Origin of the sequence: Bacillus cereus group sp. MYBK14-1, assembly GCF_051916885.1 — a bacterium.
In the GTDB taxonomy this organism is placed as follows: Bacteria; Bacillota; Bacilli; order Bacillales; family Bacillaceae_G; genus Bacillus_A; species Bacillus_A cereus.
Genome location: NZ_JBQAHM010000013.1, coordinates 1 through 16,232, shown reverse-complemented (window position 1 = coordinate 16,232; position 16,232 = coordinate 1). Strand labels below are relative to the sequence as shown.

Sequence of the window (16,232 nt, the reverse complement as noted above, 5' to 3'; positions counted from 1 at the left end):
AAAGGATCCTCCTTTCTCTTAAAGGCAGATCCTTTTCCTCTTGCATGTAACTGTTTTTAGCTATTCTTGATTAATTAGAATAACAGCTGGTCCATCTATACGAATTCCACCAACTTCGATTTTTTCGTAAGGCTCTACAGTAATGGAAATGATTCCATCCCGCTTCATTAATTCATTACTTAATTCTTTTGTTAACATTTTTTTCATGTGTACGCTCCTTCTTATTGCTTAATTTATTATTGTTATGTAAATGAAATTTAAAATGGTTCCCTGGCCAGGAAACCATTTTTTTGTAGTTGACCATATGGTGTTCCAGTTTGTTTATCCATTTTACGTAAAGAAGAGAAACAATTCTTATTCACTGTCTCAGTAGATGTAAGAAACACTTAAAGATCGTGGTGAGATTGTTTTTTATTCTAGAAATAATGACTTAGATAGTATATTACCTAAAACAATGAAAGCCCTACCTCTCTTTTATCCTTACGGCTCCTTGTCCGTGCCAGTGTGAATCAGGATTGTAAAAATCAAGTGACTATTTAATCGAGTTATTTAATGAAACTTCGAACGTTTGTAAAAGAAATTTAAAAATAAAAATGGATTAGATTGAAGTAATAACAAAAGAGGTTCCTACTCTAAAAGTGAGTTGAAGAAATTGAATATCTTTGAAATAATTTGCTTTTAATACTCATCATATTCCCGAAAGGTTTAGAATGTTTTCAGAGGATATAATACAATTATTTATAATGAACCTTAACAGAAACTTTTTATTTGATTTTCAGTGATTCCTTTAATTAATTCTAGTTCACTGACCAAAAATCTATATGCATCATCCAACAATTTTTTTTCGCTTGTATTCAGTGCTTTTTCTTTCTTCATACGCATTAAATCCCGTACAACTTCAGCACCTTCTTGTATTTCACCCGTTTTTATTTTGTCCGTGTTCACTTTATGCCTTTGTTTCCACGGCAGTAATTTACAGGATTCTTCATGGTGAAAAATGTGTATAATGTGCTTTAATGCAAGTATATCAGTAACTGGCCGTATATTCGAATTCAATATTTTACCCGTAGGAATCATGACTTGCATATTACTGATCGACATTTTTATGACAAAATACTGTTGTTTTTTTCCTGAGAATTCTTTTTCTTCTATGGCTTCAATTATACCTGCTCCGTGCATTGGATAAACAATGTTATCGCCAATTTGAAACATATAATCCACCTCCATATATGGTAACTTTCTTAACCTTAACACATATGTGATTTTTTAACAAATATTTTATAATATCATAAAATCATTTTTATCGTCAACCATTTTTTAATAAAAATTAAATTAAGTAAAAAACACACCCAAAACAATAGGGAGTGTGTCAGATTCCCCATAAAGGGAAAGGGAATTTTCTCGCTTATAATCTGAAATCTCTACTCATTAACGTAGATCAGTTTTCCCTTGAAAACGACCAAATCGATCACGTATTTTTTTCAATCTTGTGTGGTATTCCAAAATCTCAATTCTTGCTTTTTCAGCTAAAGGTGCAATTGGTCGTAAGTCTTTTAACCCCCAATAATCAACCACTACATCAAGTACTTGATCAAAATATTGTAGTGGCCCATAATTCGCTTCTTTTGCAATCACAGCCATTCTATTTTCAAAATCAGGCATGACGGTACCTGGCATTTTAAAATTCTTAATCACATTGGCAATATGATAGCAATAATTAGGTTCTAATTCCAAATGTGTTCGAATGACGTCTCGATAAAAAGCATAATGAAGAGTCTCATCTTTGGCAAGACGACGTAATAATGTGGCAAGATCTGGATCATGCTTACTTGCAACCTTAGCTACATTATTGTAAAACACCATCGTTGCAAGTTCTTGTAGCGTCGTATACGTCATGGCTTCGATTGGTGTATGAAAATCAGGCTCAAATCCACCCTCAACGACTAACTTTCTTAATTCATGTATACGTTTAGGGTTCACACTTCGAGTGAGTAGTAAATATGTTTCCAATAAATTCGAATGTTGATCCTCTTCTGAGGTCCAAGTATGAATAAAGTCTGTAATAACAGAAAGGGACCCTTTAAAAGTCGCAGATAAATACGTTGTAAACCAAGGTAAATTTACTTCTGTTAATAAAGCTGTTTCAATGGCTGTAATTACACCAGAAGGAAGAGTAACTTGACCTTCATCCCAAGGAACTCTTTTAAAGTCCATTCCCTTATCCCATGGTAAAAATTCATGATAGCCCCAGTCTATCTTCTGCGCTCTTATTTTATGTTGTTCATACAGTTCTTTTAAACGTGGTTCTAATCGGAAATCTAAATCATTTGTTAGCATAAAAGTCCCCCCATTTCTTATCACAGATAGTCATTCTATCTTTACTCTTAAAATTTTCTACAAATAAATATTACGTTCCTTTTTTTAAGTCAAACATAATAAATTTGTAACAAAACCTTTTAAGAGCGCTATATTTTTATAGGATTTTTTTAGTAAAATGAGTACCGTTACATCTATTTTCTTTTTTATAAAATAGATACTGAGTCATACAATATGTTAGTTAGCCTAAATAAAGAAACTAACCTCAGTAAATACAGAATAACATTCATGGATGAAGATACTCGTCATGTTATAAATCTTCGTGAGTGTAAAAAGGTGCATGCTTATAAAGAATCGTTTTATAATAAAGATAGATAGTGCTTTATACACATTAACAACTTATTTAGATGTAAATCCAATATATTAGATTAAGCACTTGAAAACCAAATACAGTGGATGAGATCGTCTTAAACGACAAATCCCAACTAGAACAATGTACATTGACTATGTATGGTAAGTTAGACCAAATTTTGTTATAAAACAAAAAAGGGAAGAGGCGATAAACATGCAGTCAACGGAAACTCATATGAAGGAAAAACAACGTAGAGAAAAAATAGAAATTATATTTAGTCACAGGGTAAAAGGAGAGAGTTATTTTCACGGCTCTTCCTATCAATGGAAAAACATTGTATATCAAAATTATAATAGAATACAACAAAAAGAGTTGGAAGTTGAACAACTCATTTCAAAAATGGAAAAAGCAGGGGTTCGTTTTATGCAGCACCGTTCACTCATACACTATCCCGTCATTGATTTTGTAAAATATATAGCTAAGATTTATAAGGAACCCCTCGAAATACAATAATCATATTTAAAATAAACCTTTATAAAAGGTTTATTTTCGAGACTTTTTTAACTAAAACCTTAAAAAATCACTACAAAATTCTTTTTATTTTCAATACTCTTCGATTTTGTTATAATATCAACCATAACGTATTATATTCGTTTGTATATTTTCATATTTTGGGGATTTTATTACACAAAAAGACAACTCTTAATTGGAGTTGTCTTTTATTTTTTTGGATATACATAATACTACTCTGATACAAAAAATATCAAGATTCTTACAACCAAAGAAAAAGTAGGATTTCTAATAAGAGAGATCCTACTTTATTCCCTCAATTTTCCATTTATAATAAGTTTCTTCTATCATATGCAATTGTTGTTTGCTTAGGGTTGAAAGGTTCACCTGAGGACGTCCTAAATTAGCTACAGCAATCCCTTCTGCTCGTCGCTGATGGATTTTTTTACGCTCTTGATCTGCAACTTAGGAAAGCAAAAGTAAAAATTGATCTTCAATCAACTGACCCATGTCACACATTTCACGAAACTTACGGCTATCGAATAAAGTTTCATTTTCTAACAGGGGTATGTATAACAATGGAACAGGATAAAGCAACAAGCATTAGTGGACATCAAGTCATTCAAAATAGCTATTTTATGTCCACTAATATACGAAATAATCCTTAAAATGAATGTCCACTAGTGTTTGTTGTGTGATTTTGTTCCATTGCTACACACACAGACCATATACGTCAATGATTATCATAAAGAAATAGTGAGCTTAATGTCTTTTCTTCACCTTGACATTTATTACAAAAAATGTTATTATTAAAATGAATTATTTTTGTTCGGTGTAAAGGATTTGTAACTTTTCACCTTTATAATCACTGAGAGCAAGGATAGTATTACATTGTGTGTGTTTACACACTAGGAGGCAATACAAATGGAAAAAGGTAATGTAAAATGGTTTAATGGCGAAAAAGGCTTCGGATTCATCGAACGTGAAGGTGGAGACGATGTATTCGTTCATTTCTCAGCGATTCAAGGTGAAGGTTACAAAACTTTAGAAGAAGGTCAAGCAGTGACTTTTGATGTGGAGCAAGGTCAACGTGGACCTCAAGCTTCAAACGTACGTAAAGCTTCTTAATTTTACAAAGAAGGGAAGGCAGGCTCTTTTATGGGAGTCTGCTTTTCTTTTTTCTGTGAAACAAAGAACCCCCACTCGTAAAGGACATGAAAATAGTAAATCAAATGGTAAACCAAGTCTAGCATATACTTACGGATTATCCTAATTTAATTTTCGAGCTACTCAACTTGATAAGCCTTTTTTCTAGCATAAAAGTACCCCCTAAATGAAAATTCTCTTTCTCTACAGTTAGTTATTTTGAGAAGTCTTATATCGTTGGTTGGGCTTCCATTAATCCATACAGTAATCGATGCGCCTACCATGGAGAAATTATTAGTTTAATAGGGGCTGTTAAAAATACAATTGGAGCCGTTAAAGAAGCGGAACAAAAAGCAAAAAAATGCGTTCAAGCATTAATACCAAACTAGAAATGAAACAAGTATTGAAACGTTTATATGTATAATCCATCTAATCTCCAAAATAAGATTTATTAGGGATTTTTCTTTACAGGCGTTGTGTTTTTCCGGATTCATTTGATTTGACAGACAATTAACTGGCATAAATCTATAAAGTTTTGGCTTAGACTATACTGAATTTAATAATTTTGAAAAACGTTATCCTTTCTAATTTACATGTTTAGAAAGGATAACGTTTTTGTATTTAAGGATATTAATATTTCTTAAATTGAGAGGGGATAGGTAGTACTTTATATCTTAGTTATAAATAAAATAGTATTTGGAGTATATATCAAAAAAGTTATATTTATTATTTATTACCGTTATTTTCTATGAACTCATAGAAATTATGAAGAAACTTTAGGGTGAATTTCAATTCACCAGCATTTTATAGAACTTATAAGTATTGATTGTTATTTTTTAGTTTTTTGTTTTTTAACAATTTAAAATATATTTATTTAGATTAATTTTGAAAAAATGCGATTAGTACTATGATAATTGAATTAATAATTAGTCTTTTGATCAGGACAATCATATATTGTAATAGGACGAGCCCTTGAGTCCTTTGTAATACCTAGAAGAAATATCTAAATCAGATTGAGGGCATCCAGAAGCGTGGATGCTCTCTTTTTAATTGGTAAAGTGAAAATTTGAATAGGCTATCTAGTACTTGATTTGAAAAAATAGTATAGGAACCAAACGGCATGGTTTTGTTCATCCGCTGCTGCTCTACGGAATGTTTCTTTAATGGATGTATCGGTTGTATCATCTGAGATTTCTAGATAAAAATCAAATGTACGTTGCTCATCTTGTAATGCGAACTCTAATCCATTCAAATAAGTATCGGGACAAACTTCAGTTGTTTTTGGTAGAGGTTGTTGAACAGTTAAGCTGACATAAATTTGAACAAATTGTTGGAAATGCTTTATTTCATCTTGCCGGATTTCGAGAATTTGATTTCGTTCCCTTATGGGGCTAGATTAGCCAGTTTAGCATAACAATTAATGGCACTATATTCCCCATTAATAGATTTTTCAATGTTGCTAATTAATTTTGGATTTTGCCTATAGAATGTATTGTAGTTATTAAAATAGATATTCATGTTCAAACCTCCAATTCCATTCTTAAATACCTTATGTTGTAAATAAGGGGATAGTTCGAATCCTACAAGAGTGAATGAGGCTCTGATATGGGTGGTGTCTTGTTTGTTGTTAGGAAAGGGTAAACTACTCTAAAAGAACAAGCAAAGCCAATTGTTGAAAAAGTATCAGTTAATTAACTGATGCTTGTAATAGTTTAATAATGATATATAAGAAGTGGAATAATTAAGGATATATTTTCTAAACAGGTAGGATGTCGCTAGTTCTTGCCGATGTTAAAATTTCAGCATTTTCTGGAAGAAGAGTCCTTCTTCGAAAATGAGAAAGTTTGAAACATGAATTTTAGGTGGGAGATGGATGCGAATTGGCTTAAGAAATAGTTTTGTTGCAATTTTTTAAAATAAATGAGGAGGAATGTTAAGGGGATTTATGGTAATTATTGAAGCTCATTGTACGTCGGAAATATGAGGGATTTTAATATTGATTCATATATTTCAGGGAAATGCAATAAAGATAAAAATTATATAAAAAAGAAAGAGTTGATTACAATTGTATATCTGTCCAAAATGCTTAGAATGTTTCGCAGATCAATATGCACTTTTGGAACATTAATTAACACTTTAGGTGAATGGATACTCTGTTTATTTGGATATTTTAATATGTTTTATTTAAGGGGCATAGATATAAGTTATGCAAAGCAATGGAACTTAATCAAGTACTAAGAGTTATCTTATGGCAGACGTTCAAATAAACCTAATATTTTTATATTTAGAATGCCGTTGATGATTATTTTCTTGAAAATCACTTATATATGACAGTAACATACACTAGTTATAAAAATGATAGGTTCTATCTTGAAATGGAAGGTGCTTATAATAATGTATAAATTGAATCTCAACGGACTAACAGGGAAAGTTGTTACAAAATCACATTGTGAGTATGGAAAGGCGAGGCAAGAATGGAATCGCTCTGTACAAAAGTTTCCACTCATTATTGTTTATTGCTATACAAAGTATGATGTAAGCAATGCAATTATTTGGGCAAGGAAAAAACAAGTGGATATTCGCATACGTTCAGGTGGCCATCATTATGAGGGATATTCTGTGGGCAATAACGTTATTGTTATTGATATTAGTAAAATGGACCGTCTAGAATTTACTCCAAAAAAACAGACATTAAAAATACAGGGGGGGACCAGAAATGAACAAGTTTATGATTTTATCTCCTCTAAAGGGTATCCCTTTCCAGGAGGTACGTGCCCTACTGTGGGAGTATCAGGATACACATTAGGAGGCGGTTGGGGATATTCTTGTAGAAATTTTGGACTTGGATGTGACAGTTTAATAGAAATTGAGTTAGTAGACTATAAAGGCAGGTTAATTGTAGCGAATAAAAAATGTCATAGCAATCTATTTTGGGCTTGTAGAGGAGGTGGTGGTGGGAACTTTGGTGTTATTGTTTCAATGACATTTAAAATACCTCCAAAAGTCGATAAAATTACATTAATTGAAGTATATTGGCCCAAAGCATCACCAGAAATACAGCGAGCGTTCTTACAGAAATGGCAAAAATGGTTAGTGGACCTGGATTATAGGATTACACTTGGGGTTAGTTTATATAACTCTGCTAACGAAGGATTAGCCATATATGGACGAGGGATATTTTACGGAACTCCAGAAGAAGCAAGGGATATTTTGCAATCATTAGTTTGTATAGAGGGAGGAACAACTAACTTGGAGTATATTGGCTTTTTAGATGCAATGAAAAAAATTGAAGCATCTTATCCTAAATCAGAACAATTTAAATCTACAGGAAGATTTGTCCATAGATATTATAATGATCAGGAAATTGAAAATATAATCCATCTTATTCAGGAGAGACCAAGGGGCAGTATCTTTGCAGCAATAAGCCTCTATGCTCTTGGGGGCAAAGTAAATGATATAAATAAGAACGATACAGCATTTTTTTACCGGGATGCTCACTATATTTTGGGGATTCAATCTATATGGGAAGAGCCTATGTTTAAAAAAGATAATGTTAAATGGGTTGAACAGCGATTTAGCTATATAAAAACTATTACAAATGGTTCCTTTATAAATTTTCCCTATAGCGAATTAAAAGATTATATGTACGCTTACTATGGAGAAAACTCCGAACGTTTAAAGGAAATAAATAAAGAGTATGATCCGTGTAATATATTTACATTTCCTCAAGGGATCCAAAATTAAATAAATATGTAGATTCTTATAAAAATCAAGGTTTTAAAAAAATATAAAAACTAAAATTTCGTATTTTTTGTACAGAGTTAGAATATGGACAAACTTTATGAAAAACTACAATATTCTTAAAGTAATAAATGTATTTATTATGTGGTTAAATAAAAAAGTACGGAATATATTTTCGTTATACAGAGAATCGCTTAGTTCGGAAAACGGAGAAAGCAATTAACTTTGTATTTATATACTGCTCAGTTTTAATCTAGGTACAATTAAAAATATAGAAAAATAATAAATTATTTTTGTGAAATTATCTAATCTATCCAAACTGCAATGCATGTATAATGTTTAAACATTTGTATTATTTTTATTATAATTTTTTAAATGTTCACAAAAATGTGTATAAAAATATAAGTTTTTTGTTTTAGTTATTTTTCAGAATAATCTATATTGACAAATAAACATTTGCGATATAGAATTATTTTTGTTCACCGGTGAACATTATAAGTAGCTTTTTATTTAGTATTCATATTTAGTAACTTTTTCTATCTCTTAATATATGTAGTGCGATGTATTCTCAATCACTAATAATTAATAAAATAGTTTATATTGATAAAAAAATAAAGGGATGATTATATGACGAATGCTATAGCGTTAAGAAATGTACGAAAGTTTAGTTCTCAACCCTTATCTACTAATTGTGCTGAAATATTAAAACGTAGTAAGCATGCAATAATAGGTATTAGTCCGTTTAATAGTAGATTTTCTGATGAATATATTAATAGACTCATTGAATGGGCATTACATACTTTTGATGATGTTAGTGTTTTATTAGCTGGAAAAGAAGCTGCAAATTTACTTGAGGCTCTAGGAACACCAAAAGGTAAAGCGGAAAGAAAAGTTAGGAAAGAAGTATCTCGAAATAGAAGATCAGCTGAAAAGGCACTTAAAGAGCATGGTGGTAATGTAAACGCTATCCATACTTTTTCTGATTTTAATGACAACAATGCATATAGCTGCATGAGAGCAGAAGCAGAACATATTTTTTTAAGCGAAACTGATTTTCGAAATGCTTGCTTAGAAATGTCACATGCAGCCATCTTAGGTAGGGCAAGGGGTACCAATATAGATATTGATCAAATATCAAATGACATGCTAAATATTGCAGTAGAATATGTAATTGCAGAACTCCCATTTTTCATTGGCGGAGCTGAAATTTTAGGAGCTCAAGAAGCTGTACTTATTTATCATAAACCATGGGAGCTTGGTCAACAGATAGTTCGAAATGATTTTTCTATTAAGATGAAACCAAATCAAGGATATTTAATGGTTCAAGAATTGGAAGATTTATCTTAGCAAATAGTAAGTATCTAATACAAGGGGGAAGTAATATGTCAAATACTATGCAAACGGTAAATATATTAACAGAGGAATTTCAAGAAAATCCATATAAGTATTTTTCATACCTACGTCAGAATGACCCAGTACATTATGAACCTGAGATTGATAGTTATTTTATTAGTAGATATCAAGATGTCCGTAATATATTGAACGATACTGAAACATTTACAACAAAATCATTAGCTGAACGTGCTGAACCAGTAATGCGTGGACCAGTATTAGCACAAATGCGTGGAAAAGAGCATGTTGCGAAAAGAAAAATTGTTTTAAGAAGTTTTATGGGAGATGCTTTACAAAAATTAATGCCTTTAATTAAAAAGAATGCAGAAGATTTACTATTTCCACACCTTCCAAATGGAAAGATAGATTTAATTAATGATTTTGGCAGAACATTTGCTGTTTATGTAACAATGGATATGATTGGATTAGATAAGAAAGATCATAAGAAGATAGGAGAATGGCATAGCGGTGTAGCTGACTTTATTACCAGTATAAATCAACCACCAGAGGCAAAAAAACATTCTCTTTGGTGCAGTGAACAGTTAGCTAATTATTTAGAACCAATTATTAAAGAGCGAAGATTAAACCCACAGGAAGACTTAATTTCTAAATTATGCAGTGCAAAATATGAAGGAATAGCTATGACTGATACTGATATTCTAGCATTGATTTTAAATATATTATTAGCTGCAACAGAACCTGGTGATAAGACTCTTGCTTTATTAATTTATAATTTAATTAACCAACCGAAACAACTGGAAGATGTATTAAGTGATCGTTCATTAGTACCATTAGCTATTGCAGAAACTTTACGTTACAATCCACCAGTGCAATTGATCCCACGTCAATTGTCAAAAGATACGGAAATAAGTGGTATCCAACTATCCAAAGGAACTACAGTATTTTGTATGATTGGTGCAGCGAACCGTGACCCTAATGCATTTGAAAGACCTGATGAATTCAACATTTATCGTCCGGATCTTGATATTAAAAAGGCATTTAGTGGTGCTGCAAGACATCTTGCATTCGGATCAGGTATTCATAATTGCGTAGGGGCAGCGTTTGCGAAATCAGAAATTGAAATAGTTGTAAATGTAGTCTTAGATAATATGAGAAATATTAAATTAGAAGAAGATTTTCAATATGTTGAAAAAGGACTTTATACACGTGGACCTATTTCCATGCCTATTCTTTTTGATAAGTTAGTTTAAAAAAACATGGCTATTTTAGTTATTAATATAATTCAATTTTTACTAAGGGGCTAAAACCCCTTAGTTTTTCTATTTTTATGAGAAGATCAACATATATGCCTTCTAAGCTGATATAACAAAAAATTAAATACATTGTTTCCATGCTTCTAAAAATTTTGTTACAACTTGTAACTCGGAATCATTAAATTGTTGGAATAACTCACTGTAACGCTCATGTGCAATTTTGTGTAACTTTTTATGAACAATGGCTAACTGTATTCCCTTATCAGTTAAAGTATAAAAGATTTCCTTCTTATTATCTGTATTTTGATGCGTCAATAAAATTTTATTATCAATAAGAACGCGAATAGCTTTAGAGATGGTTGCTTTAGAAATATTAAGTTCCATAGATAATAGAGTGTTATTCATTTGTTGTTTACTCTCATGTATAACCGAAACAATATGTAGTTGCGTTAGAGTCCAATTTTTATTTATATTTTCATATTCACTAACTAATTCTTTTATCATCTCTTGAGATGCATATTTTTTCTTTTCTCTTGTTATGACAAAGTCTTCAATAGCTTTTAAGGTTTGTTCATGGACAAAATTTGTCATAATAATTTCCCCTATCTAGAATTATTGTTTACCGGTTAACAATATAAAGTTTACCAGTAAACAATAATTAGGTCAACAATTTAAAAAAAGACTTTTATGTATTGAAACTAACTCTTTAATATAATAGGGCTTTATTAGGGTAAATTATGAAAAACAGATACATTAAAGGTTCTTACATAATTAGTTAAATTCGAACTTGGCAATTGACAATTGCTAAATGAGGATATAAAATCAAAATAGTTTACCGGTAAACAAAAAACAAAATAGACAAAGAGGGGTAGAAACATTTAAATGAATAAGGGCATAAAACAGAAAATTTACGATAATTATCTACATTTGTTACATCTCAATGAACAAAAGGCAGATAAGGATATTGAGACTTTTTTTAAGCAAGCAAAAATGGAAGAAATAGAACATGTACCGACAAATATGACAAGTATACACGTAATTGCCTGTATTGGTGAGAATCAACCAATAAATAACATTACAATTGCAAGGAAAATGAATTTATCTAAAGCGAATATCACAAAAATTAACACCAAATTAATAAAAGAAAATTTAATCACTCGTTTTCAGTCAGTTGATAACAAAAAGGAGGTATATTATCAACTTACTCCGGCAGGACAATCACTTTGTGAATTACATCAGAAAATTCATGACCAGAAAGAAAATGAATTTTATCAGTTCGTTGATTCATTTTCTGAAATTGAACAAAACGCAATATTGAAGTTTTTACAAAATATAAACGATAAAATGTTGGGGAAATAAATTTATTATAACTTAAATAAATTAGCTAATTATTAATAATCTTTTAGGAGGGATAGCATGAACCGTGTTAAATCAAGTGCTTCTTTTCTTTTATATTTGTTGTGTATTAGTGCTTTTTTCGCTTCTTTAAATCAAAATATATATTCTCCAATAATCCCCATAATTCGGGATTCATTCCAAGTATCTATAACAATGGTTAACCTTTCCGTTTCCATATTTATTTTTATTACGGCAATTATGCAAATTGTTTTTGGTTCTATAATTGATTTTAAAGGTGCTAGGACTATTCTTATTCCGAGTATTATTTTAACAATTATAGCGAGTATTGGTTGTGCAATTACAAGTAACTTTACAGTATTTTTAATATGTAGAATTTTACAGGCTGTAGGGACAGCTGCAATACCACTTATTGCTGCGACTACAATTGGTACTGTATTTCAAGGAGAACAACGAGGAAGTGCAATGGGTACATATCAAACCATGTTATCCATTGCTCCTGCTGTTGCACCTGTGCTAGGAGGTTTTATTGGGGAAAAATATAATTACCCAGGTGTTTTCTGGCTACTTGTAGCAGTATCTGTAATTCTATTTATAACTAATTGGATATATTTCCCTAAGGATCGTGTAGGAAGTAAAAAAGAATTGAGTGGGAAAACACTTATATCTCACTATGCTTCTATATTTAAAAGCAAAGTGGGCAGTTCCATATTAATATTAAGTTTCTTTGCATTTTTTCTTTATTTCTCCTTCATTGTTTACTTACCAATTTTATTAACTGATCATTATCAATTAAGTTTACAGGTAGTGGGTTTACTTTACTTACCAATGGCTATTAGTTTAATAACTGGCAGCATGACTTTTAAAACAATTCAATCAAAAATTTCACAAAAAAAGCTTTTTATAACTGGAAATGTAGTCTTAGCTTTGAGCGTTATATTATTTGCTGTGACACACTCGAATACTTTAATTGGTGTAACAGTTGCTTTAATTCTCCACGGAATATCAATTGGTATCCTCACTCCTTTATTTGCTACTATGATTGCAAATGAATTTGAACATAATAGGGGAAGTGCAATGGGAATGTTTAACTTTATTAGATATATGGGAATGGCTGTCGGACCAATTGTTTCGGGATTATTATTAGCACATTTTAAGCCTACCGTTGTATTTGCTCTATTTGGCTGTTTTTTTATCTTTCTCTCTTTTGGCATGCTTATACGGATTAGTAAGAAATCTATTAAAATCGTGCCAAAACAAGAAAATCTAAAATAAGAAATGATTTATTAAAAAGAATTAATTGTATATAGACTGTATAGTTAAAATATTATGGTAAATTAAATGATAATCTTGTTCATAATAAAATGTGTAATATATTGTTTCTTTTTAATTTTGAATAAGGTAATTAGAAATTTAAATAAGAGAAATTAGATTTAGTTAAGTAATAAAAAAGTGTAGAAAGATTTTATTGTAAAAAGACAATCAAGTTATTTAATTTTAAAACCTAAAACAAGCATAACCCCGTTCTAAATTTAGAACGGGGTTAAAATATAGTTATTTAATTTTCGATATAAGATACTTCACTGTACTTAAAGATATAACAATAGAGTCGTTTAAAAATCAAGTTGTTTCATATTTTGAGCGAATCCGTATCCTAGATGCCACCGTATTTCAAGTGCCAAATGCTTTAGAGAATATATATCCAGGCTCTGGAAGATGGGCTTAAACAGCGGGTATCAATATGATTTACATAGTGGAAAATTTCTTGATTTTCAAGTGGGACCTGGCAAAAATAATGACAAAACATTTGGTACGGAGTGCTTAGATACCTTACGACCAGGAGAGTTATGTATTCGCGATTTGGGTTGCTTTTTATTGGAGAACTTAGATCAAATGGATCAACGAGGTACATACTATATTTCTCGCTTGAAATTAAACACGAATGTATATGTGAAAAATCCAAACCCAGAATACTTTAAAAACGGTACAATTAAGAAACAATCGGAACATATACAAATTGATGTGAAACAGATTTTGAAGCAACTACAGCCTGGAGAAACATTTGAATTTATTCAACATCGTTTTACAAAATCAGCTAAGAGAGTGATAAAAAAAACTATCCGATGACAAAATTTGAATTAGATTAAGAGAAAAGAAGATATAAATGGGGGGGGAATTGGAAAATACATTTATCAAAAGGAAGAAGAGGATATAAAAAAATATCTGTATTCATATATGAAACAGTTCTTTCCTAATGCAAAGCTAGAGTATTTTACATAAAAAGAAAAGAACAAAGTTTATTTCTTTTTCAATCTAAAAAATTACTCATTCAAAAAGTGAAATAATATGTTTAAATTGTTATGGTGTTTTCAATATAGTATCTTGATGGGCATATACAGGCGCTAGAAAAAATGAAAATTGATATTCATTGAAAGCAATAAATGATATTGGTTAACAATTCGCTACTAACTCATTTCAGAAACTTATACATGAAAGTTTTTTATGCTACTTAATTCCTGACATTTTTTATTAAATAAGGCTTAAAGCAATTTTTTATCAATTTTTAATTCAAAGCTAAACGGACCTCTATGTTTATAATTCAAAGGAGTGAACAACCAATTCACTCCTTACTCTTTTTTTCTTTAATCCACGTTTACTTGTTTATGTAATTTTGAAATAAGGTTTGATTAAAACTCATTTAGAAGTCTTGAATTGCAAATGACAGAGTATCGCACCTTTTATATAAATTTTGAAACCTTTATAGATTCAATAGGATATAGTACAATCTATTTTTTTTTGCATGAATAAATTATATAGAATTATATATTCTAATTTAGAAAGGGTGATTACAATAGGAAGCTATTATGATAGAAAATACAAATATTATAAAAGTTCATCTTGTGGTGAAGGCGATTACAAGTACTATAAAGGTTCATCTTGTCATAGCCATAATAAAGAATCTATTGAATTTGAATATGACGAAAGATTAATTACCACTCCTATACTTGTTCCTCCTGCTCCAGCGGCACCACTTACAATATTAACAGTAAATTTTGATAAAATAAATACAGGGGACCGTGTATGGCTGAGTGGTATCGTCAGTCTAAATAACAATAACAATGTATTTTCAACAGTTACATTAACTATTACAAGAACATCTCCATTATCAGGAACACCTCAGGTCATTTATACACAAGTATTTGAAATTGATAATGAGGGTGATGATGATCAAATCCAAACTCCTTTTTCACATGTAGATGTTCCAACAACTCAACTTTTTGATGTTAGATACCAAGTTCGAGTAACTGTAGGAAATCCTAATTTATTTGTACAAGGAGTAAATACTCTAACAGCTCTTAGATTTAGTCGATAATAATGAAATGTAGAGAAGCTATGTTGAAGAATCTTCAACATAGCTTCTTTTTTATAATCAATCATTGTGTTATATGGACGGTGGGTGCACTGATCCTAGTTGTGGCGAAACCTTCCGTTTTTATCGTTCCTATTGCATCATTAGCATTTGTAGAGATGGCGATAAAATGCTTATGTATTTCATATTTTATTTTTGGACTAGAATATAAGAAGTTAATAAGATGTAGCAAGCAAACTTATTAGAAACGGAAAAGAAACTAGGCGTATTGAATTTTCCTTATAGGAGGTGGGGTAGTGCTATGGCAGGAATGGAGATAGTGTACACCGCAAATGAGATAGATGGTTGGTTAGGACGTTAAGTGGCGGGTAGTTCACAGTCAGTGATTAGTATGAGGGAAGAGGAAAAGAAGATAGTAAAGAAGAGGAAGAGGTCTAAATTTGTAGTTGTAAATAAAGAGGTTGGATAAAAAAATCCTGTTTTTTGTGATGCTTTTAATAGTCGTAATAGGCGGATCTATATTAACTAAATCCTAACTTCTATGATTGATTTCCTTATTCTGTTACATGTTTAAAGGGTGAAGTGACTCAAGTTCAACCTAAATGTATGATTATGTAAAATTTTCACAAAGGATATTATAAAGAGCTGTTTGTGAACTACCCGCCACTTAACGTCCTAACGGACTGTTTGAAGTGGGGGCTTCTCGGTTAGTCGTTACTTTTGGTAGCTAACGAATTCGTCCTAAGACAGCCGAGCTAACTCCCTTGTTCCAAGGGTTATTTTATTGCTATCTATGCTAACGCCAATAGGCGTATTGCTTCATTTTTGATATTGA

General features: G+C 31.0%; 13 protein-coding genes and 3 pseudogenes. 10 read left to right on the top strand and 6 right to left on the bottom strand.

What is annotated here, in order from left to right; genetic code table 11:
- Positions 1-60 precede the first annotated feature (60 nt).
- The 3 genes from ACTFR3_RS24780 to ACTFR3_RS24770 all read right to left on the bottom strand — a co-directional run bounded on the left by ACTFR3_RS24780 (position 61) and on the right by ACTFR3_RS24770 (position 2,337).
- Complete coding sequence (locus ACTFR3_RS24780; RefSeq protein WP_440044889.1) at positions 61-207, bottom strand: BC1881 family protein; 147 nt, start codon at positions 205-207, stop codon at positions 61-63.
- A gap of 543 nt (positions 208-750) precedes the next feature.
- Positions 751-1,212, bottom strand: coding sequence for a CarD family transcriptional regulator (locus ACTFR3_RS24775; protein WP_000486307.1), 462 nt, complete (start codon positions 1,210-1,212; stop codon positions 751-753).
- A gap of 216 nt (positions 1,213-1,428) precedes the next feature.
- Positions 1,429-2,337, bottom strand: a complete 909-nt coding sequence (locus ACTFR3_RS24770; protein ID WP_098536550.1) for an acyl-ACP desaturase — start codon at positions 2,335-2,337, stop codon at positions 1,429-1,431.
- Between the two features lie 544 nt (positions 2,338-2,881).
- Between ACTFR3_RS24770 and ACTFR3_RS24765 the strand changes: the two genes are divergently transcribed.
- Positions 2,882-3,181, top strand: coding sequence for a hypothetical protein (locus tag ACTFR3_RS24765; protein ID WP_098281721.1), 300 nt, complete (start codon positions 2,882-2,884; stop codon positions 3,179-3,181).
- 318 nt (positions 3,182-3,499) lie between these two features.
- Here ACTFR3_RS24765 and ACTFR3_RS24760 read toward each other — a convergent pair.
- Positions 3,500-3,748 (bottom strand): annotated as a pseudogene (locus tag ACTFR3_RS24760) (recombinase family protein); the annotation flags it as partial.
- A 354-nt stretch (positions 3,749-4,102) separates the two neighbouring features.
- On the opposite strand from ACTFR3_RS24760, the gene ACTFR3_RS24755 reads away from it, so the two are divergent.
- The gene (locus ACTFR3_RS24755; protein ID WP_098536551.1) at positions 4,103-4,306 is read left to right on the top strand and encodes a cold-shock protein; all 204 of its coding nucleotides are present in this window, start codon (positions 4,103-4,105) and stop codon (positions 4,304-4,306) included.
- Positions 4,307-5,399: 1,093 nt separating this feature from the next.
- Here ACTFR3_RS24755 and ACTFR3_RS24750 read toward each other — a convergent pair.
- A pseudogene (locus ACTFR3_RS24750) lies at positions 5,400-5,842 on the bottom strand (ferritin-like domain-containing protein).
- An 876-nt stretch (positions 5,843-6,718) separates the two neighbouring features.
- On the opposite strand from ACTFR3_RS24750, the gene ACTFR3_RS24745 reads away from it, so the two are divergent.
- From ACTFR3_RS24745 to ACTFR3_RS24735, 3 genes are all read left to right on the top strand, one after another.
- Positions 6,719-8,068, top strand: coding sequence for an FAD-dependent oxidoreductase (locus tag ACTFR3_RS24745; RefSeq protein WP_440044887.1), 1,350 nt, complete (start codon positions 6,719-6,721; stop codon positions 8,066-8,068).
- A gap of 624 nt (positions 8,069-8,692) precedes the next feature.
- Positions 8,693-9,412 (top strand): tRNA-dependent cyclodipeptide synthase, encoded by a 720-nt coding sequence (locus tag ACTFR3_RS24740; protein ID WP_409532428.1) that lies wholly within the window; start codon positions 8,693-8,695, stop codon positions 9,410-9,412.
- A 35-nt stretch (positions 9,413-9,447) separates the two neighbouring features.
- Complete coding sequence (locus ACTFR3_RS24735; RefSeq protein WP_440044885.1) at positions 9,448-10,668, top strand: cytochrome P450, cyclodipeptide synthase-associated; 1,221 nt, start codon at positions 9,448-9,450, stop codon at positions 10,666-10,668.
- Positions 10,669-10,791: 123 nt separating this feature from the next.
- On the opposite strand, the gene ACTFR3_RS24730 is transcribed toward ACTFR3_RS24735, so the two are convergent.
- On the bottom strand, positions 10,792-11,262 hold the full coding sequence (locus ACTFR3_RS24730; protein WP_048530229.1) for a MarR family transcriptional regulator: 471 nt from the start codon (positions 11,260-11,262) through the stop codon (positions 10,792-10,794).
- 291 nt (positions 11,263-11,553) lie between these two features.
- On the opposite strand from ACTFR3_RS24730, the gene ACTFR3_RS24725 reads away from it, so the two are divergent.
- From ACTFR3_RS24725 to ACTFR3_RS24705, 5 genes and pseudogenes are all read left to right on the top strand, one after another.
- A complete protein-coding gene (locus ACTFR3_RS24725; protein WP_044585258.1) occupies positions 11,554-12,030 on the top strand; it encodes a MarR family transcriptional regulator in 477 nt (158 codons plus the stop codon).
- Positions 12,031-12,087: 57 nt separating this feature from the next.
- Positions 12,088-13,302: an MFS transporter gene (locus ACTFR3_RS24720; RefSeq protein ID WP_440044884.1), complete on the top strand. Its 1,215-nt coding sequence runs from the start codon at positions 12,088-12,090 to the stop codon at positions 13,300-13,302.
- Between the two features lie 343 nt (positions 13,303-13,645).
- Positions 13,646-14,103 (top strand): annotated as a pseudogene (locus ACTFR3_RS24715) (transposase); the annotation flags it as partial.
- 66 nt (positions 14,104-14,169) lie between these two features.
- Complete coding sequence (locus ACTFR3_RS24710; RefSeq protein WP_440044944.1) at positions 14,170-14,307, top strand: spore photoproduct lyase family protein; 138 nt, start codon at positions 14,170-14,172, stop codon at positions 14,305-14,307.
- A 562-nt stretch (positions 14,308-14,869) separates the two neighbouring features.
- On the top strand, positions 14,870-15,400 hold the full coding sequence (locus ACTFR3_RS24705; RefSeq protein ID WP_440044883.1) for a hypothetical protein: 531 nt from the start codon (positions 14,870-14,872) through the stop codon (positions 15,398-15,400).
- Positions 15,401-16,232 lie beyond the last annotated feature (832 nt).